The organism is Streptomyces pactum (assembly GCF_016031615.1).
Classification (GTDB): Bacteria; Actinomycetota; Actinomycetes; order Streptomycetales; family Streptomycetaceae; genus Streptomyces; species Streptomyces pactus.
In genome coordinates, this window is record NZ_JACYXC010000001.1 from 5,586,624 (window position 1) to 5,608,821 (window position 22,198).

General features: G+C 77.5%; 8 protein-coding genes and 1 pseudogene. 6 read left to right on the forward strand and 3 right to left on the reverse strand.

Features of this window, described 5'->3' with window-relative positions; all coding sequences use genetic code 11:
* Positions 1-447 precede the first annotated feature (447 nt).
* Positions 448-5,886, forward strand: a pseudogene (locus tag IHE55_RS33240) (hypothetical protein); the annotation flags it as partial.
* Positions 5,887-7,918: 2,032 nt separating this feature from the next.
* Positions 7,919-8,965 (forward strand): bifunctional riboflavin kinase/FAD synthetase, encoded by a 1,047-nt coding sequence (locus tag IHE55_RS22030; RefSeq protein ID WP_307826774.1) that lies wholly within the window; start codon positions 7,919-7,921, stop codon positions 8,963-8,965.
* A 683-nt stretch (positions 8,966-9,648) separates the two neighbouring features.
* Here IHE55_RS22030 and IHE55_RS22035 read toward each other — a convergent pair.
* From IHE55_RS22035 to eccE, 3 genes are all read right to left on the reverse strand, one after another.
* Positions 9,649-13,521 carry an SCO5717 family growth-regulating ATPase gene (locus IHE55_RS22035; protein ID WP_307826775.1) on the reverse strand — a complete coding sequence of 1,291 codons (3,873 nt, stop codon included), beginning with the start codon at positions 13,519-13,521 and terminating at the stop codon, positions 9,649-9,651.
* 565 nt (positions 13,522-14,086) lie between these two features.
* Positions 14,087-14,848, reverse strand: a complete 762-nt coding sequence (locus IHE55_RS22040; protein ID WP_307826776.1) for a hypothetical protein — start codon at positions 14,846-14,848, stop codon at positions 14,087-14,089.
* A gap of 455 nt (positions 14,849-15,303) precedes the next feature.
* Complete coding sequence (eccE, locus tag IHE55_RS22045) at positions 15,304-16,521, reverse strand: type VII secretion protein EccE (RefSeq protein ID WP_372442777.1); 1,218 nt, start codon at positions 16,519-16,521, stop codon at positions 15,304-15,306.
* Positions 16,522-16,956: 435 nt separating this feature from the next.
* Here eccE and eccB point away from each other — a divergent pair, with 435 nt between their 5' ends.
* The 4 genes from eccB to IHE55_RS22065 all read left to right on the forward strand — a co-directional run bounded on the left by eccB (position 16,957) and on the right by IHE55_RS22065 (position 22,176).
* Positions 16,957-18,516 (forward strand): type VII secretion protein EccB, encoded by a 1,560-nt coding sequence (gene eccB / locus IHE55_RS22050; RefSeq protein WP_197990597.1) that lies wholly within the window; start codon positions 16,957-16,959, stop codon positions 18,514-18,516.
* A 20-nt stretch (positions 18,517-18,536) separates the two neighbouring features.
* Positions 18,537-19,796, forward strand: coding sequence for a type VII secretion-associated serine protease mycosin (gene mycP, locus IHE55_RS22055; protein WP_197990598.1), 1,260 nt, complete (start codon positions 18,537-18,539; stop codon positions 19,794-19,796).
* A gap of 351 nt (positions 19,797-20,147) precedes the next feature.
* A complete protein-coding gene (locus IHE55_RS22060) occupies positions 20,148-20,624 on the forward strand; it encodes a DUF2563 family protein (RefSeq protein ID WP_197990599.1) in 477 nt (158 codons plus the stop codon).
* 16 nt (positions 20,625-20,640) lie between these two features.
* On the forward strand, positions 20,641-22,176 hold the full coding sequence (locus IHE55_RS22065) for a hypothetical protein (protein ID WP_197990600.1): 1,536 nt from the start codon (positions 20,641-20,643) through the stop codon (positions 22,174-22,176).
* Positions 22,177-22,198 lie beyond the last annotated feature (22 nt).

The window sequence follows — 22,198 nt, forward strand, 5'->3', positions numbered from 1 at the left end:
TACCGGCGGGGGACGGGGAGCGGGGGCCGGGCCATGTGGAGCGGCGGCAGCGCGGTGGGAAGCCGGCGCCGGCGCGGCGGGGCGTACCGCGCGCCGCCGGGCTGGAAGCGCCGGCCGCCGTGCGGGGGAGGCGGCCGGAGGCGAGCGGGAGCCGGTGGCGGCCGGCCGGCCGAAGCGTGGGCCGGCGAAGTGGGGGGCCGGCGGGTCGGGGCGCTCCGGCGGCCGAGCACGGGGTGGCCGATTCTCGCCCTGGCCCACCACACCACTTATCCGTGTCGTGTCGCATATTCACCCCATCGTGCAGGCGCTCGACGTGAACCCTGGGGGTGCAGGGGGGCGCGTTCACCGTGGGACCTGTCCCACTGATCACCGACTGCCTACCGTCGGAACGGAAGGGGCACAAGGGTACGAACCCGTGCGCGATCAGGGAGCGGAGGCGGGTGCGGGATGGCGACGGCACCGGACGGTGTGGACCGGGCGCTGGTGCGCATTCGCGACCTGGCGGGACGGCCTCGCGGGGTCGGGTTCCTCGCCGACGGGCACGGCACCCTGGTCACCAGCCACGAGGCGGTGGACGGCCTGGCCCGGCTGGTGCTGACCACCCGGTGCGGTCTGACCCGGGTGCTGGAGTCCGGGGCCGTGACCGCGCTCCCGGACGCCGACCTGGCCCTGGTGCGTACCGGCGGGCTGCCCCTCGCCCCGCTGCCGGTGGCCTCCGGCGGGACACCGGCGCCGGGCACGGCGCTGCTGGTGTGGGCGGAGCGGTGGCTGACCGCCCGGGCACTGGCCGCCCGCCCCGTCACCTACGCCGCCACCGACCGGTTCCGGCTGATCGCCACCGCGCTGGAGCTGCGCCTGGACGGCCAGCGGGACCGGCCCGGCGGCCCCGCGGAGCCGGTGCCGGCCGGTGGGGCGGCCGGCGGCCCGGTGCTCGACGCCCGCACCGGTTCCGTCGTCGCGGTCCTCGGCACGGCGCTCCGAACCGGGCACCGGGCCGCCGTGTTCGGCATCCCGTTGCGCGCGGTGGCGGCGGCGGATCCGGACGGCCCGCTGGCGGCGGTGCTGGAGCGCAACGGTGACTCCGCGCCGGCCTACGGGCCCGACCTCAACCTCGCCGGCGTCCTCCGTCTCACCGCGGCCACCCTCACCCCACCGGGCCCGGCCGGCGGGGCGTGGGAGGCCGCCCGGGCGGTGGGCCCGGTGGACTGGCGGCCGGTGGGCCGCCCCCCGGCCCCCTCCCGCCGGCGCACCCGGCCGCCGGCCTCCGGACCGGGCGACAGCCGAGGCGCGCCGTCGGCGCCGTACGCCGGCGAACGGACGGTGGCGCCCGCCGCCGGCGTACGGCGGGCGGCGTCGGTCATCGGTGTACGGGAGACCGCGCCCGCCCCGGACGGAGGGGCGGCGGCCCGGGCGGAGGACAGCCGGGGCGGCCAGGACGGACCGGACGGGCCGTACCGGGCCGACCGGGAGGACGTTGGTCCCGGTGGTGCGGGCGGGGCCGCTTTCCGCCGTGGCGGTCCGCTCCGGACGGTCGATGGCCGGGGTGGGCGCGAGCACGGCGGTGCGGGGCGCCCGAGCCGGGACACCCGGGGCGACGACCGGGGGGACCGCAGCCCCGAGCGGCGCGGCGACGGACAGGGGGCGCAGACCGGGGAGGAGGAGCGGGGCGGCCGGGGCCCGTGCGGCCCGGAGGGCGAGGCCCGGGCGGGCGCGGGTCCGGAGCCGTACGACCGGGACCGGACGGGCCCGCAGGACCACGGGGGACGGTCGGCACGGGCGGCCGGCGCCGAGGAGGGACGGACGGCGGGGCAGGGGCCCGCGGCGGGCGGGGGAGCCGTGGTCCACGGTCCGCCGGGGCGGCACGGCGGTGGGCGCGACCGGCAGTGGCCCCGACCTCGGCCTTGGCTCCGACTCCGGCCTTGGCTCCGACTCCGGCCTCGGCCTTGGCCCCTGGCCTTGGCCCCGACCCCGTCCTCAGCTCCGACCCCGACCCCCGGCTCCGGTACCGACGCAGGCAGCGGCGGCCGGCCGGAGCAGGCGGACCCGGCGCCCGGTCCCCCGGCACCGCCCACCGGTCCTACGGGCCCCACGGTTACCGCGGCTTCCGAGAACCCCAGGGCTTCCGCGGCTCGCACCGGTCCCACCGGGCCCACCGGCCCCACCGGTCCCACCGGGCCAACGGCTTCTGCGGATTCCGCGGGGCCGTCCGGTCCGGCGGGGCTCGCGAACCCCGTCGTCGGCAGGTGCGCCGACGGTCGTGCCGGTCCTGGTCGTGCCGGTCCCGCTCGGGGCGGCGGCCAGGATCCCGAGCCGGACCTCGCAGTTGCCACGGAGGATGCCGCCCACGTCGAACGGCATACGGTCGCCGAGGAGTTCCGGCGATTCGCCGAAGAGGGCCGGGGGACCGTTCTCGGACTGGTCGGCGATCCCGGAACCGGCCGGTCGACGGAGTTGTCCGCGCTGGCCGCCCGCCGGTCCCGCGGTTCCGCGTCCGCCCCGACGATCCGCCTGAGGGGCGCGGAGCTGCGGGCGGGGGACCGGAGCGTCCGGGACGCGGTGGCCCGCGCCCTGATCACCGCCGGCCGGATCGTCGCCTCGGCCGACCGGGCGTCCCCCGTCCACGACCTCGCCGCCGTCCCCCCGGAGGCGGTGGCGGCCTGTGCCCGTGAAGCCGGCCGCCGGCTGTTCGTCCTCCTCGACGCGCCCGAGGAGATGCCCCCATCGCTGGCCCACCGGCTCGCCGGATGGGTCGCGGAGACCGCCGCATGGCTGCGGGAGGCGGACGTCCGGCTCGTCATCGCCTGCCGGCCCGAGTACTGGGAGCGGGCCGGCGCACTGTTCCCGCCGGAGGCCCTGTACCGCCCGTCGCGGCGCACCGAGGACGTGGCCGGGCGGCACACCGGACACCCCGTTCCGCTCGGCCGCCCGCTGCCCGACTGCGTCCGGCTCGGCGATCTGTCACCGCGGGAGGCGGAGGTGGCCCGGGCGCGGTACGGGCTCCCCGCCGAAGCCCTGGCCGAACGGGACCGCCGCCATCCGCTCGCCCTGCGCCTCCTGGCCGAGATCCGCGCCGCACTCACCGGGCCCGGCACCGGCTCCCGGGAGCGTACGGGGGAGACCGGCGGTGGGCCGGAGGGCGGCGGACCTGGCACGGCCGGCCGGGCCGGGCGGCCACCGCACGGGGAGCGCGACGCCGTTCCCGCCGTACCTCCGCCCGACCGGTGGGAGATCTTCGCCGCCCACCTCGATCTGGTGTGTCTGCGGATCGCCGTCCGGCTGGTGGCGGCCCGGAACCCGCCGGTGAGCGGCACGGTGGTGCGGCGGCTGGCGGCGAAGGTCGCCGGGCAGGTCCACGAGGCGGCGCGCCGCTGCCTGGGCCCCGGGCAGGGAGAGCTGGACCGGGAGACCTTCGAGGAGATCTTCCCCTGGCGTACCGGGTGGGCGTCGGCCGTTCTCACCGAGGAGCTGCTGGTGCCCGCCGGGAGCGGCTTCCGCTTCGCCCACGAGGAGTTCGCGGACTGGCTGCAGGGCACGCACCTGGATCTGGACGCCGCGCTCGACGCCCTGGTCCACCCTCGTGGCTCGCACCGGGGAGCCGCCGCGGAACTCGCCGGTGGCGATCCGGACCGGGCGGCGGGGGACCCGAGCACCCGCAACGTCCCCCCGGAGCCGGCGGGGCCCGGCCCCGACGGAGGGGCGCGGCGCCGCCGTGCCGAGCAGGATCCGGCCGCGGAAGCCGGGGCCGCGCCGCCGCCCGCCCCCGCCGGCCCGGTGAGCGTCCCCGGGCCCGCCGGCGGCGCTGTTCCGCCACCCGGCGTTGGTCCCTCGACCGACGACGCTCCGGCCGCCCCCCACTGCCCGGAGCGGGAGCCGGCCGCCCACCCGGTCCCGGCCGGCGGCCACGACCTGGTCCGATGCGGCCCCGCCGCCGGCCCGGATCCGGCCGCCGACCACGGCCCGGTCGCCGACGGCGTTCCGGTCGCCGACGGCGGTCCGGGCCACCAGGGCGTTCCGGCCCACGGCGCGGCCCCCGGTGGCGACGACCGCTCGGCGGCCGGCGGCGATCCCCCCGGTGCCGGCCGCTCCTTTGCGGAACGTGCCCTTCCGGCCGTCGAGGAACCGTTCACCGGTGCGTCCGCCGGGCCCGGGGCGGCGGTCGCGTGGAGCGGGGCCGCCGACGCACGCTCCGTCGACCTCGACCGTTCGGGAGACCATGGCGCCACGTTCGCGGGCGGGGGTGTACGCCATCCGGACGCCGGCCCCCCGCCGGTGATCGACCCCCGGGACCTGGAGCCCTGGTTCACCGCACCGGCCCCCCGCAACGGGGACGGGGGTCGTCCGGCACCTCGGCCGTCCTCCTCGCCGGATGTCTCCGCCGTACGCCCGTCCGGTGCCGTACCCCCGTCCGGCGCCGGGCCGACGGGGTGGACGGCCGCCCCGGGGCGGCGGGCCCGGGTGCCACGGCAGCCCGTCGCGCACGACGGTCACCACCCGGCCCGGGGACCGGCCGAAGGCGGTGGCGCCCGTGGCCCCGCCCACGACCACGCCCTCCCTCCCGCTGAGGGCCGGACCCCCGGCCATGACGCCGGCCACGCCTCCGGCCGTGCCACCGCCGTCCACGCCTCCAGCCGTGACGTCGGCCGCGTTCCCGGCCGGGCCACCGTCGGGCGTGAGGCCGGCGGCGTTTCGGACCTGGCCACTACCGGCCGCGACGCCGGCCACGTTCCGGACCGGGCCACCGCCGGCCGTGACGCGGGCCACGCCCCCGACCGGGCCACCGCCCGCTCCGCCGCGCCGGGCGGCGGTGCTCCGTCCGACGGCCCGGATGCCAATCCCGCGTCCACCGGCCCCGCCGCACCCGGCGGCAGCGCCTCGTCCGACGGCCCGGACGCCGTCCCCGCTCCGGCCGGCCCCGGGTGTGCCCGCCGCGCCGGTCCGGAGGTGGCCGGTGAACCGTCCGGGCCCCGGACGCTGCCGGTGCCCCGGCACCGGATCGGCCCGGTGGTGGTGGCACTGTTGCTGGTCGCCCGTCGGCGCGGCCCCGCCGCCCTCGCCCGTCATCTCGCCGCCCTGGCGGACGTGGTGGTGTCCCACCTGCCCGGGGCGCCGGGATCCGGTATGTCCGGGGAGACGGCGGACCCCGGCCCGGACCCGGGCCCGGCGTGGTGGGCCGCGCATCTGCTCGGCGAGACGGTGCTGCGGGTGCCCGATGCCGCCCCGTATCTGGACGTCCTGTCCGGGCTCGCCCGGCGGTTCGCCGAGCGCGCGGGCGCGGTCCCCGCCGCACCACCGGAGCGCTCCCGGCCCGGGGCGGTACCGGCCGTGCCCGAGGAGTTCGGCCCCTGGTTCTGGCTGCGGCTGCCGCTGGCCGTCGAAGACCGCATGGAGCTGCTCCGGCTGCTGCTGCCGGCGGATGCTCCGGCCCCGGGCGCGGCCCGGCGGGAGGAGAGAGGGGCCGCCACCGCCCGGGTCGGCCCGGCGCCGGACGCCCAGCCGGACACCGCCGCGACCACCCGGCCCGCCGGGCCCGGCTCCGCCGGCCTCGCCGGCCTCGTTCGGCCGGGCCGTGAGGGCGACGTCCTCGACCGACCTTCTCAGGGCCCCGGTCCCGCCCGGTCCGGCTGTGCGGGCTCCGCCCGGCCCGCGGGTGAGGCCTCGGCCGGGACCGGCTCCGCCACCGCCCGCCCCGGGTACCGCTTCCTGCAGGCCGCGGCGGCGCTGCTCGCCGATGAACCGCGGACCGTGCAGCCGGCGCTGTGCCGCTGGTTCACCGACGAACGGCCGCTCGTCCCCACCGGGGCGGCGTCCCCCGGACGGCCGCCCACCGTCGCCGCGGCGGCCCAGGCCCTCCTCTACGCCCACCGCGACCGGGCGACGGACGGACTCGTCGAGGCGCTGGCCGGGTCCGGGCACCCGCGGGCCGCGGAACTGCTCGCCGTACTCGTCGCGGAGGAGCCGGCCGCACTGTGCCGGGCGGTGGAGCGCTGGGCGCACGACCCCAGGCCGGAACGGCGGGCCGCCGCCGTCGGTCACGCGGCCACGGCCGCCGAAGGGGCGCACCGGGCCACCGACCGCGAGCGGCTGCGGCGGGCCGCGCTCGCCCTGCTCGCAGGCCCTGCCGAGGGGGCGGCGCACGGTGTCGCCCTGTCCCTCCTGGTCCGGGACCCGGCGACCCGCACCCGCCATCTGCCGCGCGCCCTGGAGGTGTTCACGGCCGGTGACCCCGCTCTGCCGCCGACCGCGCTGCTCCCCGCGGTGGATACCCACCCGGAGCCGGTGCTCGCCGCCTTCCGCGACCGGATCGACCGGGACGGCGGGGCGGCGGAACCGCTGCTGCGGGCGCTGGCGGAGGTCCGCCCGCCGGCGTCGGCCGCCCGGGTGACCGCTCTGGTTGCGGAGGTGGCCGACCGGGGCCCGTGGGGCGCGCGGCACGCCGCCGCGTTCGTGGCCCGGCGGCTGGACGAAGGCCCGCCGGTGCCCGGCGACCTCCGCCCGTTCGTCCTGGAACTGCTGCGCAGCCGGCCCGCCGAGGTACGGCGGGCGCTGGCCCCGGTCCTCGCGGCCCCCGGCGCGCCGCACGCCCGGGCGGTGCGCGAGGACCTGCTGACGGCGCTGCTGGAGCGTGAGCGGTACGACGCGTACGCCTGGCCCCCGGCGGGATGCGGCAACGCGGCGGTCCTGACGGCCCTGCTGCGCGCCGCGGCCGAGGGGGCGGCGGAGCGGGGCGAGGACCGTACACGGGACCTGGTGCACCGCGTCGGCACCCTGCTGGCCCGCACCCCGGAAGGCGCGCGCTGCTTCGACCTGCGGCTGGTCCGGCTGGCCCGGGAGGTTCCGGGGTTCGCCCGGCTGGTGTGCGGCTGGGCGGCCTCCGCACCGGAACGGTGGGCCGGCGTCCTCGGCACGGCGGCCCGGCAGGAGTGCGAGCAACTGGCCCGGAACAGCGCCCGGACGCCGGACGCCCGCCCACCGGTGCCGGCCGGCACGGTGTTCGGCGCGGCGCCCGGCCCGGTGGTGGCGTCCCGGTACGCGATGCTGCCGGAAACCCCCGGGGGCGAGCCGCGCCCGGTCCCGGCGGACGCCGGCCGGCTGGTCGGTGCCGCGGCGGACGGCGCCCACCCGGACGACCGCGCCGGCCCCCGCCCGACCGCCGGCCCCCGCGACGGCCGGTAGCCGCCGGGAACGGCGGTCGCCTCCCGGGCATCTCCGGTGGCTCGAACGGTGGGCGGGCCGGGCCCGGCCGGTGATCCGGAACGGCGGAGCGGGGCGGGCGCGGCCGGTGCCATGTGAACCCCGGCCGGTGGCACCCCGGCATGAGCGGGCCGTCGAGGGCCGCGGGGCACCAGGGCACGGCCGGTGGCGGCTCCCAACGGCCGATCGACCCTGAACGGCCGGTGGCCTCGGCGCGAGCGGGCGGCTCCCCGGTGCGACGCGGTCCGGAACGCGGGCGCGCCGGATGATCCGCCGGAAGTGCCCGCGAGTCCGGGCGTCGGGGCCAGGAGTCCGGAAGCCTGGAAGTCCGGGAGCCCTGAGCCCGGAAGCCCAGGGATCCGGGGGCCGGACGCCGCGCCCGGCCGGTATCCGGTGTGCGGGGGCCCGCGTTCCACCGCACGGGCGGCGGGCCGGACCGTACGGGCGGCGGGGCGCATCGTACGGCGCGCCGGCCACCCGGCAGGGCGAGGCGCGGTACCGCCCGCCCCGCCCGGGCCGTACCGTGGCCGCCGGGGGCGTCAAGCGCTGTACGGGACCCGCCGGACCGGCCCGGCGAGGGCCGGCGGCGGTGTGCCGGGCCGGTGATCGCGGGGATGAGACGCGGGTCGCACCATGACGGGGCTGGCCGATGCCGGACCCGGGCCGCGGGCATGGCAGTCTTAGAGCTGAAATCGACAGACAAAGGTTCGGGCGAGGAGCGGGCACAGTGCAGCGCTGGCGTGGCTTGGAGGACATCCCCGAGGACTGGGGACGCAGCGTCGTCACCATCGGCTCCTACGACGGGGTGCACCGCGGGCACCAGCTGATCATCGGCCGCGCCGTGAGCCGGGCGCGTGAGCTGGGCGTTCCCGCGGTCGTGGTCACCTTCGACCCGCATCCGAGCGAGGTGGTGCGCCCCGGCAGCCACCCGCCGTTGCTCGCGCCGCACCACCGGCGCGCCGAGCTGATGGCCGACCTGGGCGTGGACGCGGTGCTGGTGATCCCGTTCACCCCCGAGTTCTCCCAGCTCGCCCCGGGTGACTTCGTGGTGAAGGTGCTGGTCGACCGGCTCCACGCCCGGCTGGTGGTGGAGGGGCCCAACTTCCGGTTCGGGCACCGGGCCGCCGGGAACGTCGCCTACCTCCAGCAGCTGGGCGCCACCTACGACTACGAGGTCGAGGTCATCGACCTCTACGAGCGGGGTACGGCCGGCGGGGGCGAGCCCTTCTCGTCCACGCTCGCCCGCACCCTGGTCGCGCGGGGGGACGTCGAAGGGGCCATGGAGGTCTTGGGACGTCCGCACCGGGTCGAGGGCGTGGTGGTGCGCGGTGCCCAGCGCGGGCGGGAACTCGGCTACCCGACGGCGAACGTGGAGACCCTGCCGCACACCGCGGTCCCGGCCGACGGCGTCTACGCCGGGTGGCTGACGGCCGACGGGGAGAAGATGCCGGCGGCGATCTCGGTCGGCACCAATCCGCAGTTCGACGGGACGGAGCGGACCGTCGAGGCGTATGCGATCGACCGGGTCGGGCTCGACCTCTACGGCCTCCATGTCGAGGTCGACTTCCTCGCCTACCTGCGGGGCCAGGAGAAGTTCGCCTCGATCGAGGCGCTGCTGGAGCGCATGGCGATCGATGTGAAGCGGGCCCGGGAGCTGGTCGAGGCGCACACCGCCGCCGAGGACTCCGGGACCGCCCCCGGCAGCGAGCCGGACTCCGGCCCGGAAGCGGCTTCCGGGGCGGGGACGGACCCCGGCGCCGAGCGCGCCGAGTGAGCCCCGCGCGACCCGTGGCACCCTGACGCGACCGGGACCCGCGCGCAAGCGGGACCCGGGCGCCAGCGAGCGGGACGCCCGATCGCATGGTGGAGGGCGGTGGGCCGGTGCCATGGCACCGGCCCACCGCCCTCCACCCGTCTGCGCCTGGTCCCGGATGTGGCACCACCGTCCCCGGCCACCGGAGTCCGGTCCCGACCTCCGGCGTGCACCGCGCGGCGCCCGTACCGCCGGGGGAGCACCACCACCTTCTGCCGACCGACGGTGGACCCGTCCACGCCCAACCGGCCCCACTGGCCCCTCTGTTGCCCGCGCCGGCCGGGGAAGTCGGCACCGGGCCGCGCCCGACGACGAACCGTTGTACGGACCGCTGCACGGGCCGCATCCGGTGACGGGCCGTCGGGCACGGGCCGGGCCCGACGTCGGGCGTTGGGTGCCGGTGCGACTGCGACGGCCCGTCCGGCTCCGGTCGGGGCCCGACGACGAAGCTTTTGGGAGGCCGGCCGCGCGGGGACCGGAGCCCGGGCGGGCGACGGCGGTTGAGCCCCGACGCAGGGGCCCCGCTCCGGATCTCCGCGGTCCCGGACCGGGCCACCACGGTCGGCAGCCGTCGCCGCCACGGTGGGACGACGGCTGCCGGCGAGAGGCGGAGAGCCTGCCGGGGACCCGGCGTTGACCGAAGGTCAGGACCGGGGCGGCGCCGGCGGCTGCGGGAACCCGTAGCCGTCTCCCGGAGCGGGCTCGCCGCCCTGCTGCGGGGCGGGCCCCTCCGGCTGCTGCCCGGGCCGGGCCTCCTGTCCGGGCTGGGGCGGCCAGCCCTGGCCCTGCTGCGGCGCGTACGGCTGCCCCGGCACCTGACCGCCGTGCCCGGCCGCCGCGGCCTGCCCGCCCTGGTCCGGGACGCCGTGCGCGGGCTGCTGCCAGCCGCCCTGCGCCGTACCCGGCCGCTCCGCCCCGGCCTGCGGGTATCCCGGGTACTGCTGCTGCGGGTGGTACGCCTGGCCGGGCTGGTACGGCTGCTGTCCGGCCGGGTACTGCTGCCCCGGCTGCGCCCCCGTTCCCGGCTGGGCCGCCGGCTGGGGCTGTCCCGGCGCGTACGCCCCCGGCTGTCCCTGTCCCTGACCCGGCATCGGCGGCGCCAGGTGCGGCGGCGGCTGGCCGGAACCGTCGCCGGTCCACAGCCCCTGGGCCTGCTGGGCGCGGATGAAGTCCTCCGCGACCAGGGCCGAGAGGTTGAAGTACGCCTCCCGGGTCTTGGGCCGCATCATCTCCAGGTCCACCTCGGCGCCGGCCGCCAGGTGCTCGTCGAACGGCACCACGATCACACCGCGGCAGCGGGTCTCGAAGTGCGACACGATGTCCTCGACCTTGATCATTTTGCCGGTCTCGCGGACCCCGGAGATCACCGTGAGGCTCCGGGACACCAGGTCGGCGTACCCGTGCGCGGAGAGCCAGTCGAGGGTGGTGCTCGCACTGCTCGCCCCGTCCACCGAGGGGGTGGAGATGATGATCAGCTGGTCGGCGAGGTCCAGGACCCCGCGCATCGCGCTGTACAGCAGACCGGTGCCCGAGTCGGTGAGGATGATCGGGTACTGCTTGCCGAGCACCTCGATGACGCGCCGGTAGTCCTCGTCGTTGAACGTCGTCGACACGGCCGGGTCCACGTCGTTGGCGAGGATCTCCAGACCCGACGGCGCCTGCGAGGTGAACCGCCGGATGTCCATGTAGCTGTTGAGGTACGGGATCGCGGTCACCAGGTCCCGGATCGTCGCTCCCGTCTCGCGCCGCACCCGGCGGCCGAGCGTACCGGCGTCCGGGTTGGCGTCGATCGCGATGACCTTGTCCTGGCGCTCGGTCGCCAGGGTGGCACCCAGAGCCGTGGTGGTGGTGGTCTTGCCGACGCCGCCCTTGAGGCTGATCACCGCGATCCGGTAGCAGGAGAGCACCGGTGTGCGGATCAGCTCCAGCTTCCGCCGCCGCTCGGCCTCCTCCTTCTTGCCGCCGATCCGGAACCGCGAACCGCCCGGGGTGTGCTTCCTGGGCTTCGGCTTGCTGCGGAGCAGACGGTCCGAGGACAGCTCCACCGCGGCGGTGTACCCCAGCGGCGCACCGGCCGCCTGCGCGGACCGCTGGCGCTGCTCGGCGGAGACGGCGGGCCAGCCGCCGGCGCGCGGGTCCGCCGGCCCGGCCGGCTGCCCGGCACCGGGCTGCGCCGCCCCGGGACCCTGCGGCGGATAGCCGTAACCGTCCGCTCCCGGCGCGGCACCGGCCCCGCCCGGCTGCCCCGGGTACGGCGTGGGCGCGCCGGCGGACTGCTCCGCCGCCCCGCCCCGCGGGTCCTGCGGCGCGCCCTGGGCCTGCGGATACCCGTATCCGGGCGCGGCACCGGCACCGGCCGGACCCGGTTGGCCCGGTGCCTGCTCCGGCGCCCGCCCGTCCGTGGCGCCGGGCACCTGCTGCCCCGGGTACCCACCGGCCTGCGGGAACCCGTAACCCCCCGGCGGAGGCGGTGCGTCCGGCCCGGCCGGGACGGGGCCCGCCGCCGGTCCGGCCTGCGGGAACGGCTGCCCGCCCGCCGGGCCGGGCTGAGCGGGGGCTCCGGCGGCCGGCGGCGCGCCACCGGGCACGCCCGGTACCGGCTGCCCGCCCTGCTGCGGGTACGGCTGGTGCTGGGGGAAGCCGTACCCACCGGCCGCCGCGGGGGAGTGCGGAGCCGGCGGCGGACCGCTCTCCGCCGCCGGACCGGCCCCGCCCCGGGCGTCCGGCACCGGAGGCGGCCAGGACCCGGCCTGGCCCGCGAGGGAACCGCCGCCGGCCTGTGCCGGGTCCGGCGCGCCGCCCGCCACCGGCCCCGGCGCCTGGACACCACCGTGCTGGGGCGCACCACCGTGCTGGGGCGGTGCCGGGGGCCAGGAATCCACCGGGGCGGCAGCCGCTCCGGCCCCGCCCGTGCCCGGCGTGGCGGGCTCGAAGTCCGGCGGCAGCGGCGGCAGTCCGCCCTGCGGCACCGGGGGCGGCGTCCAGGCGGCCGCGGGCCGGTCACCCGGACCATGGGGCGGCGGGGCGTCCTGCGGCTCGGCACCGGACGCCGGACCGGCGGCCGCCGCCTGCTGCTGGGCCACCTTCCGGCGCAGCGCGGCGCCGGAGAACTGCATGGTGCCCTCACTGCGCAGGGTGCCGTCCGGAGCCGGGCCGCTGTCCGGACCGGCCGGCCCGCTCCCGTTCGCCCCGACGTCCGCGCCGCCCGGCGCCGCCTGTTCGGCGATCTGCCGGTGCAGCGCCGCGCTGGAGAAGCGCATGGTGGCGCGGCTGCCCGCCCCGGCCGGAGCGTCGTCCCGCGCGACGGAGGACGCGTCCTCCGGGCCGGCGTCCGCGGACGCGCCGTCCCGGCCGGCGCCGGCAGGTGTGCCGCCGGTACCGGTGCCGGACGACGAGCCGTCCCGCCCGGTGCCGACGGGTGCGTCGTCCGGGACGGCCTCCGAGGGCGTGCCGTCCCGGCCGGCACCCGTCTCGGCGGTGCCGAACGAGAAGGAGTCGGCGGCCACCGGCTCCGGTCCGGAGGCGTCGTCGTCCTGGGACCGGTCGTCGGCGCGGTCCCCCACGATGACCACGGCGTAGTCGCCGTCGGCGTCCTGTTCACCGGTCCGGGGCGACCCGCCGGTCCGGGGCGAGGGGACCGGGGTGCCGTCACGGCCGCCGTCGGGGGTGCCACCGGAGCCCGCCGTACCGTCGCCGGAACCGCTCTCGGCGTCCGCCGGCCCGTCCGTACGGTGACCCGGAGCGGCGTCCGCGGCGCGGTCGGCGCCGGCACCGGGGCGCTCGTCGGCCGCGGCGCCCTGTGCCGTGGCACCCCCGGGCGACGCGGAGGCCGAGGTGCCGCCCGAGGTGCTGCCCGAGGTGGAGGTCAGCAGGTCCCAGTCCGCCGACACCGCGTCCAGGAGTTCGTCGAGGGTCCGGCGGCCCGGTTCGCGCGCGGCAGCGGGCCGGGCGCCGTCCGTGGAACCCGTGGCATCTCTGTCCCGCGGGGCCCTGGTGCCCGCGGCGTCCTGACCGGCGCCGGCGCTCTCCGGGGTGCTCCGGTCCGCCGCGTCCGCACCGCTCGCACTCCCGTCCGGGCCCGCGGACTCCCCGCCGGCGGCTGCCGCCGCACCGGTACCGCCCGCGCCACCGGTACCGCCCGCGCCACCGGAACCGCCCGTGGCACCGGAACCGCCCGTGCCACCGGTACCGCCGGTGCCGCCGGGTTCGGCCGGAACCGCGCCACCGGGCACGTGCTCGGGCGCGGCCGGGGGCGGTGTCCAGGCCGGCGGGGCGGCGTCCGGCTCCGGCGTCCCGGGGAAGGGCGCCGGGCTCCCGGTGGGCGGCGGGGGCGGAACCGGGCCGGCTCCGGAAGCCGTACCCGGCGAAGCGGCCGACGACGACGCGGCGTCCTGCGTGTACCAGGAGGGCGTGCTGTAGTCGATGGTGAACTCGCCGGTGTGCTCGGCCTCCGCGTCGGACCGATCATCGCCGGGTGTGGTTCCGCCCGTGCGGATCTCGTCCCGATCGCTGCTCACAATGCCTCCTGGTGTGGTCGAGCACCTTGAAAATGTCGTGGCGGGGCCGCCCAGTACCGTCGGACGTCCGACTGCTCGGCCTTCCCCTCCAGGACGCCGGTGCCTGTGGGCGGGTTCTCCACCGCGCACAACAAGACTAATCACGGCGGGCGTCAAGAGGGCAGGCCCGTCCCCGCCTCCTGCCCGACCGCCGGCACCCTCCCCGGGGTCACCACACCACGACCACGGAACTCTCCGCCGACCGCGGACCACAGGCGGTCATACTCGTCAAAACGGCTACGACGGACCGGAGGTGACGGGGGTCCTGACCGGTGAAACCGCCGGCCACCTGCGCCGTCCCTCGGCTCAGGGCCCGCCGTCTCTCGGCTCACAACACGTCGGCCGCGGATCACAGGCGGTCATACCCGCCAAAACGGCTACTGCGGACCGGAGCTGACGGGGCCCTGATCGGTGAAACCGCCGACCACCCGCGCCGACCGTCAGTCCGCCCGCTGCCGACCCTCGGCTCACGGCCCACCGACCGTCGGCCCGCCCGCCCACCCCTCGGCCCACGCCCCGCCGACGGTCAGTCCACCCGGCGCGGTGCCCCGAGCAGACCTGACTCGGCGTCGGTCGCCTGCAGCGACACATACAGGCGACGCCCCGGAGTGCACCAGAGGGTCACCCAGTCCGGAAGGGTCGGCAGTGCCGCCACGTCCTCCCGCGGCAGGGCCATGATGCGGCCTATCTCCTCCGCCTCGTCGGGGGAGACCCGCTGTACCCCCACCAGCGCGGCGTGCTCCAGCAGCCGGGGTGCCGCCGGGCTCAGATACGGCAGCAGCGTCAGCACCGACTGCCACGGCGCCGCGGTGACCCTGCCGCGCGGTGGCCGTACCCCGCAGTCGCGGACCACCAGCACCGGGCCCCGGACGGAGGCGCCCTGTGGCCCGACCCGGCCCACCTCGTGCGTCACCATGCAGGGATGACCGCCTCCCGCGGCCTGCACCAGAGGGGCCCAGGACTGCGCGCGCCCGGTCTCGATCGCCACCCGCGCACCCGTCCCCGCCGTGCGCAGCGCCAGGATCTGCGCCGTCCACAGCCCACCGACGAGCACCACGTCGAACGGCGCCGGCCGGCTCAGTCCGAGCAGCACCGGCCGTCCCTCCGGGTCCACCCCGGCGACCACGCCGTCGTCGCCCACCGGCAGGGTGAGGGTGGAGAGCTGGTCCAGCGACACCCCGTGCCGGGCACGGCGCGGCCCGAGCAGCCCGAAGCCCAGCCGGGCCCCGCGCCGCCCGTGCGGCTCGCGCTCCGGATCCGGTTCCGGCCCGTCCCCCGCGCCGGGCACCGGGCCCGGAACGGGCTCCGGCCGCGCGGGTGCGTGGACCGCAGGGGACGGCGCCGGGGCGTGCGGGACCGCTGCCGACGCGGGCGCGTACGGTGGCATCGCGCCTCCCGCCGGCGCACCGGCGCCGGGCGGGAACGCCGTGGCACCGGGCGGACTTCCCCACGTCGGGGACGGCGCCCCCGTGATGCCCGGAGAAGGACCCACGGCGCCCGGCGGAGCCGCACCGGCGCCGGGCGGGGGCCCCACGGCCCCCGGTGCTCCTCCCGCGGTACCGGAAGGGCCCGCCGCACCGCCCGGCGTCGTCCCCGCACCGCCCGGCGGTGTCCCCGTACCGCCCGGCGGCGTCCCCGCGGCACCGGACGGGGCTCCCGTGCCGCCCGGCGGCATTCCCGTACCGCCCGGTGGGGTCGCCGCGGCCCCCGGCGGGATCCCGTGGCCCTGCGGTGGTACCGACATCACCGTGTCCCTCCCAGCGGCAGTGTGGCCAGCACCCCGGGCACCTGCTCGCGGTCCAGCCGGACCAGCCCCGTCCGGGCGCCGCGGGCCAGCTGCTCCAGCTCGCGCCTGGCCTGCACCAGTTCGTCGTCGCTGCGGGCGGTGATCCGCAGATGACCGCAGACGACCGCCTCGTGCCGGCCGCCCCGGCTCAGCGTCAGGCTGAACGTGGTGGCCAGCACCCGCACCGAGGTGAGCAACGAGACCAGCCCGGCCAGTGGCACCGGGCCGGAGCCCTCCCCGGCGGGACCGGCGGACCCGGCCGCCAACTGGGGCCAGCGCCCCAGCCAGTACGTGGTGTGCCGGCGGTCGTCGCACCGCCAGGTACGCGCCGTCTCCACCGTGCGCCGCACCGGCGTGCCCGCCCGCCCCGCGCCACCCGACTGCGCGGCGGACGCCGCCGCGATCGGGTCCGCGCACGCGGCCGCCGCCACCGCCGCGACCACCCCGTCCTCGCTGAGCACCCGGGCCCGGAAGCCGGCCCCGGTGAGCCGGCTCGACAACTGGTCGGCGGCGCGCAGCAGACACCGCTGCGCCCCCTCCAGCCCGCCGCCGCGCGCCGCCACCGCCTCCGGACACAGCTCCGGATCCAGCTTCAGGGCTACCCAGGTCAGGCGCACCGCGGGCGCCCGTGTCCCGGCCTGCAGCGGCGCGTAGTTGCGGGTGGCCACCGCCTGCGGGGGCAGGTGCGCCGCCGGGGCGGGCTGGGTCTGCTGCAGGATCTGCGCGGACTCCAGCCGGATGCCGTCCACCTCCAGCGCGTCGTGCACCAGCGCCAGCGGCAGCCCGCGCTCGCCGCCCGGCGGGCGCAGTGCGGCGTCCCGCGGTTCGACCTGGAGCACCGCCGTCAGGAACGTGCCGTCCCCGATCATCCCCACCGGCCGGCGCTCCCGGTCGTGGAAGGCGTACGTGCGCAAGGCCGGTTCGCACTCGACGGCGGGCACCAGCCCGGCGTCGGTGTCCGGCGGGACCGCCGAACTCCGCGCCCGCCGCAGACGCCGCCGCATCGCCAGCGCGGTGCCCAGCCACTCCGGCAGCGACCGGCGCCGCCGCCGGAGGACCGCCAGGCCCACCAGCGGGACGGCCACCACCGCGGCCGGGACCACCAGCACCCGGTCGGTCACCCAGGCCACCAGCAGCAGCGCGGCCGCCAGCTCCACCAGCACGATCTGCTGCAACGGCAGCGCACCGGACCGCCCGGGGCGCGACGCCACCCGCAGCACCGCCGGCCCGGGGGACGACCGCCCCGCTCCCTGCCGCGCCCCGGGCGCGCGGACCTGACCCTCCGCCGGCCGGCCGGCCGCGGACCCGCGTCCGGGCCCCCCGGTGTGCCCTGGCCACCCGGTGCCGCAGGCGCCGTGCCCCGCGCTCCCGCTGCCATCCCGCATTCCCCCTCGAACCGCCGTCTCCCCGGCCGCGCCCTCGGCGCGGCCACCCCCTGGACCCACCCGGCCGGCCCGCGGCCCCCGCCGCGTCCGTCCGTACAACGTCGTCCTGACCCTCCGAATTCCCGTCGGGACGGGCTGTGACCGACCCGCACGCACCGTGGTGACTCGTACACGGCATAGTAGGGGGCCGGTTGGACCAACACGGCCCGGGGGAGAGACGAACCGATGGCATCGCGGCGGGACGAACTCAACGCCTACACCTACGCGAAGAAGCGGATGATCGCCGCCTTCCTCCAGCCCACACCCGCCGGAACCGAGGAGGGCGCGCCCCGGCCGCTGCGCGCCGTCCTGCCCGGCATGATCGTCGGGGCGCTGATCCTCGCCGGCTTCGGGGCGTGGGGGATGTTCAAGCCCAAGGCACCCGAGGGCTGGGACAAACCGGCCACCAACGTCATCATCGGCAGCGACTCCACCACCCGCTACGTGGTCCTGGTGACCAACAAGAAGGCGCAGCTCCACCCGGTCCTCAACCTCGCCTCCGCCAAACTCCTGCTGGACCCGGGCAAGGGCAAGGTCATCAAGGTCGACGAGAAGGTGCTGGACAGCGGGGACCTCCCGCACGGCCCCACCCTCGGCATCCCCTACGCCCCGGACCGGCTGCCCGCCCCGGGCGAGGCGGGGAAGGCCAAGCGCTGGGCGGTGTGCCAGCAGCCGGGCGGCAACGGCGGCACGGTGCAGGAGGCCACCTTCGTCTTCGCCGCCCGGGAGGCGGACCGGCGGACCGACGGCCAGCAGCGACTCCGCGGCGGCGAGGTGCTCTACGTGGAGAGCGCCCGCACCAAGGCCCGCTACCTGGTGGACGCGGCCGGCACCAAGTACCTGGTCGGCGGGGACGAATGGCGCCGGCACGCGCCCGCCGCCACCGCGGGCCACAACGACCTGCTGCTCAAGGCGCTGGTCGGCAACCGCCGCCCGCAGCACGTCACCGACGACTGGCTGGCGACGCTGCACACCGGTGACCCCGTCACCTTCCCGGAGCTGCCCGCCCCCGTCGGCACCCGCGCCGGGGTGCCGGGCCTCACCCCCGACGAGGACAGGGTCGGCATGGTGCTGCGCACCGAGACCGGCGCCGGCCCCCAGCAGTACGTCGTGCTGCCCGGGAAGGTGGCACCGGTCTCCGACTTCACCGCCCGGCTGCTGCTCGGCTCGGAGGCGTCCAACCGGCTCGACCAGGCGGGCCGCCCCAAGGGCGTCGATCCCGGCGCCACCCGGTCCGGCGCCGTGGTCTTCCAGGGCGACCGCGACTGGCCGCGGCAGGCGGTGCGGCAGGTCAACGCCCCGTCCGGGGCCGGGGCCCGGGACACCGTGTGCAGCGTGCTCCGCGACGTCGGCCCGCGCGGCGCGACCCGGCTGAGCACCTGGGCCGGCACCGCCTTCCCCGCCACCATCGTCGAAGGCGGCAGCCGCACCTACGTCACCCCCGGCACCGGCCTCCTCTACCGCCAGGTCGCCGGGGACCAGTCGGAGTCCGGCTCCCTGTTCCTGGTCACCGACACCGGACTGCGCTACGCGGTGCAGAACAACAGCGACAGCAGCGCCGGGAAGTCGAAGATCGGCTCCGGGGCGCAGCGTGACGGTGCCACCGGCCCCAAGGAGGGCGAGGCCCGGATCCGCCTCGGCTACAAGGACGTGGAACCGGTGCCCGTCCCCGGCCGGTGGTCGCAGTTCCTCTCCCGCGGGCCACGCCTGGACACCAACAGCGCCCAGCAGCCGCAGGGTTCCTGAGACGGAGGGGGGAGACGACCATGCGGCAGACGAACCGGCCCGCGGCGCTCACCGCGGCCCTGCTCCTGACGGCCTGCGCCGCGGCCTCCGGGACCGGCCCCACCGACGATCCGCCCGCGTCCGGCGACGCGGCCCGGGGCCCGGCCCCCGCCGCGCCGGCCGGCCCGGCCCTCTCGGGCGTGGGGGAGTGCACGTACCCCATGAAGGAGCAGTACAAGGCCCGTCCCTGGGCGCTGCAACGGGTGGTGCTCGACGAACTGTGGCGCGACACCAGGGGGGAGAACGTCCGGGTCGCGGTGATCGACACCGGCGTGGACGACCGCAACCCGCAGCTGCGCGACGCGGTGGACCGGGCCGCCGGACTGGACCTGCTCGGCAAGGGCAAGGCCAAGGACCCCACCCACGACGAGGTCGGCCACGGCACCAAGGCCGCCGGCATCATCGCCGCCCGGCCCCGCAAGGGCACCGGCTTCGTGGGACTGGCACCCCGCGCCACCATCATCCCGATCCGGCAGAACGACGAGAAGGGCAAGGGCACCACCCGGACCATGGCCACCGCCATCCGGCACGCCATCAACCGCGAGGCCGACGTCATCAACATCTCCCAGGACACGGTGAAGCCGCTGTCCGCCGACTCCGACCTGGCCCGGGCCGTCCGCGAGGCGGTGGAGCGGGACATCGTCGTGGTGGCCTCCGCCGGGAACGACGGCCTGGACGGCAAGCGGAAGAACACCTACCCGGCCGCCTACGACGGCGTCCTGGCCGTCGCCGCCTCCGACCGCAACGACGAACGCGCGCCCTTCTCGCAGAGCGGCGACTTCATCGACGTCGCGGCGCCCGGGGTGGACATGATCTCCACCGTGCCCGGGTACGGCCACTGCGCGGACAACGGGACGTCCTTCTCGGCGCCCTACGTCGCCGGCGTGGCGGCCCTGCTCAAGGCCCGGTACCCCACCTGGACCGCGCACCAGATCGTCACCCAGATCCAGCAGACCGCGGACCGGGTGATCGACGGCCACGACCCGTACATCGGCTGGGGCGTGGTCAACCCGGTCCGGGCCCTGCAGGAGGACGCCGGCCGCCCCATCGACAAGGTCACCCCGGACCGGGGACCGGCCGCCGGCGTCACCGCGCCCCGGCCCGCGGCCCTCACCCTGGGCGAGACCCCCCAGGAGCGCAGGGCGCGGCTGGCGACGTACGCCATGGGCGTGACCGCCGTCCTGGTGGCCGTCGTGGCCGGCACCGCCACCGTGGCCCGGGACCGGCGCCGCCGCTCCTGACCCGCCCGGCCGGCTCCGTGGCACCCGCGGCCGCCGAGGCGCCCGCGCGCCCCTGACACGCCCCCGTGGAAGGCCGGCCGGCGGTGCCCCGGCGCCAACCCGGCCGTACGAGGGGCGGGTTCACCCCGGGCCGGGACGGGTTCATCCCGGGCGCCGGCGGGCCCGCCCCGGCCGTCGTACCCGGCCGGTCTGAGTACGCGTACTCAGATGAACGACTCAGCTTCGACAGCGCGTCGCGAATGTCCCGGAATCGCCGGGAGCCCGGTAGGGATTTGTAGTTGGTCGGTCACGCTCAGGGGTCTACAGTGGCCGTCGAAGCCATCTACGCCGTTAGGGGAGAGCGGAGTAGTGATGAGCAGGCATGAGGAGCCGGGCGACCGGCGCGCCCATGGCGATCCTGATTTCCAGCGCGAGGTCGAGTCCCTCCTGGACTTCAAACGGCAGATCGACCGCATCGTGGCAGATCTGGGGGATTCGCCGGCAGCACAGGGGGAGATCAGCCGGCAGAGCATCGTCCGGTCCGCATTCGGACAGGGCTTCGCCGCCGCCGACGACCTCGCGGCCGCGTACGACGCCGTGCACCGGCGCCTGGAGAAGTTCTCCGAAACCCTCGGGGAACAACTGGAGGCGCTGGGCATCGCGGTGCAGATCGCGGACCGTGGCTACGACGGTGTGGAGGCGGACCAGGTGGAGCGCTTCCGCCGGCTGCAGAAGAAGACCCGCGACGACTATCCCGAGCTGTACGAGACCGCACCCGGGACCGAGGAGCCCGAGCCCGCGGCCCAGGGCACCGGTGACACCGCCGGCGCCGGCGGCGACTTCAGCTGACGGAGGAAGAGAACCCATGGGGGAGTTCGACGGCAAGTCCATGGCGGAGCTGCACGCCATGCTGGCCGGCTCCGACGCCACCGCACTGACCGGGGCGGGGGAGGCGCTGAGCGCGGCGAGCCCGCGGATCACCGCCATCGGCGAGGGACTGAAGCGGTACGCGTCCCGCGTCGAGTGGAAGGGCCGGGCGAACGACGCCTTCCGCGAGTGGACGCACGACTTCTCGCTGGAGGTGCTGCGGCTCGCCGAGTTCACCGACGCGGTCGGCACCCGGATCGCCGAAGCGGGCGGCGCGCTCGCCCTCGCGAAGAAGGCGATCCCCACCCCGGTGGACGCCGCCGGGTCCCATGGCGACCCGGACCTGGGCAAGGCGCTCAAGGCCGAGGCCGGCAAGCTCAACGAGGCCGTCCACCAGATGGAGAAGCTGTCCTCGGTCTACACGGTGACCCGCGAGGACCTCACCGCCCAGAAGGAACCGCGCTTCCGGCCGCTGCCCGGCGGCAGCCGGCGAGCTGACGCCATCGGCCCGGTCCCCGTGGCGGGGGCGCCTGATACGGGGGGTTCGACAGCACCGGCATCACCGCACGGAACACCCACCTCGACAGCTGGGTTCAGCAACGGGGCGGTGGGCCCGAGGGAGAGCCTCGTGGCCCCGCAGGTTCCCGTCGGGGCTCCACCGGAGCGCGGAAGTCACCACCGTATGGAGATCGACTCCGTGGAGGCGCCGCCAGCACCGTTGGCTCCAGGAAGTGAACGGCTCGGCGAGCCTTCCACCGGGACGGAGACGACGGCGTCCAGGAACACCTCTTTCCCCGCTGGTCCCCCGGTCACCGCACCACTGTCGGGGGACAAGGGCGTGCCGGGCCGCGGCGCGGGTGGCCCGTCGTACCGCCCACCGGCCGGTGGTTCCGTGAAAAACGGTCAGCCGGTACGGCCACCCTTTCCGCCGAGGGCAACCGCGGGTCGCGACATCGTCGGAGGAAGTCCTCCTCCCGCGACGACCAGCCCGCCACGTCCTCGCGGCGTCGTCGCCGGAGAAGGACAGGCACATCCGTCCCGTGGTGGCTACCCGGCAACGGGATATCCGGGGCCGCCTGTCGGAGCCGCGGGGGCGCCGGGTCCGGGCGCCGCCCGGGCGGTACCGGGCAGTGGTGCTCCAGCACCGGCGCCCCGTTCTGCGGCGCCAGGTTCCAGGTACCGGGGAACGGGAGCGGCGATCGGAGAAGAGGCCTCCGGCAGGCCCAGAGGACCGGTGGGCCACGCGCTGTCAGGCAGTCCTGCGTCTCCCCGGTCGGGGTCCAGCCGTACCCGCAACCGGTTTCTCAGCTGTGAGCCCGGGGGCGCCGTCGTCCGGGATACCGGCCGGCCCCCGCTCCGCACCGCATACACGCCGGGAGGCAGCGGACTCGTCCGCGACGAGCCGACCGGCGAAGCAGAGCCCCGCGGCGGCCGGACCGCTCGACATGCGAATGCCGACGGCACAAAACCCCGCCCGGAGGTGGACGAGTGGGGATTGGCGCGGAGGAACACGGTTCCCCCGGTGATCGGGTGAGGCCGCAGCGAATGTCCAGTAC

Coding starts and splice junctions, on each gene's coding strand:
- eccB (WP_197990597.1), top strand. CDS start 16,957: ATGGCATCGCGGCGGGACGAACTCAACGCCTACACCTACGCGAAGAAG.
- mycP (WP_197990598.1), top strand. CDS start 18,537: ATGCGGCAGACGAACCGGCCCGCGGCGCTCACCGCGGCCCTGCTCCTG.
- IHE55_RS22060 (WP_197990599.1), top strand. CDS start 20,148: ATGAGCAGGCATGAGGAGCCGGGCGACCGGCGCGCCCATGGCGATCCT.
- IHE55_RS22065 (WP_197990600.1), top strand. CDS start 20,641: ATGGGGGAGTTCGACGGCAAGTCCATGGCGGAGCTGCACGCCATGCTG.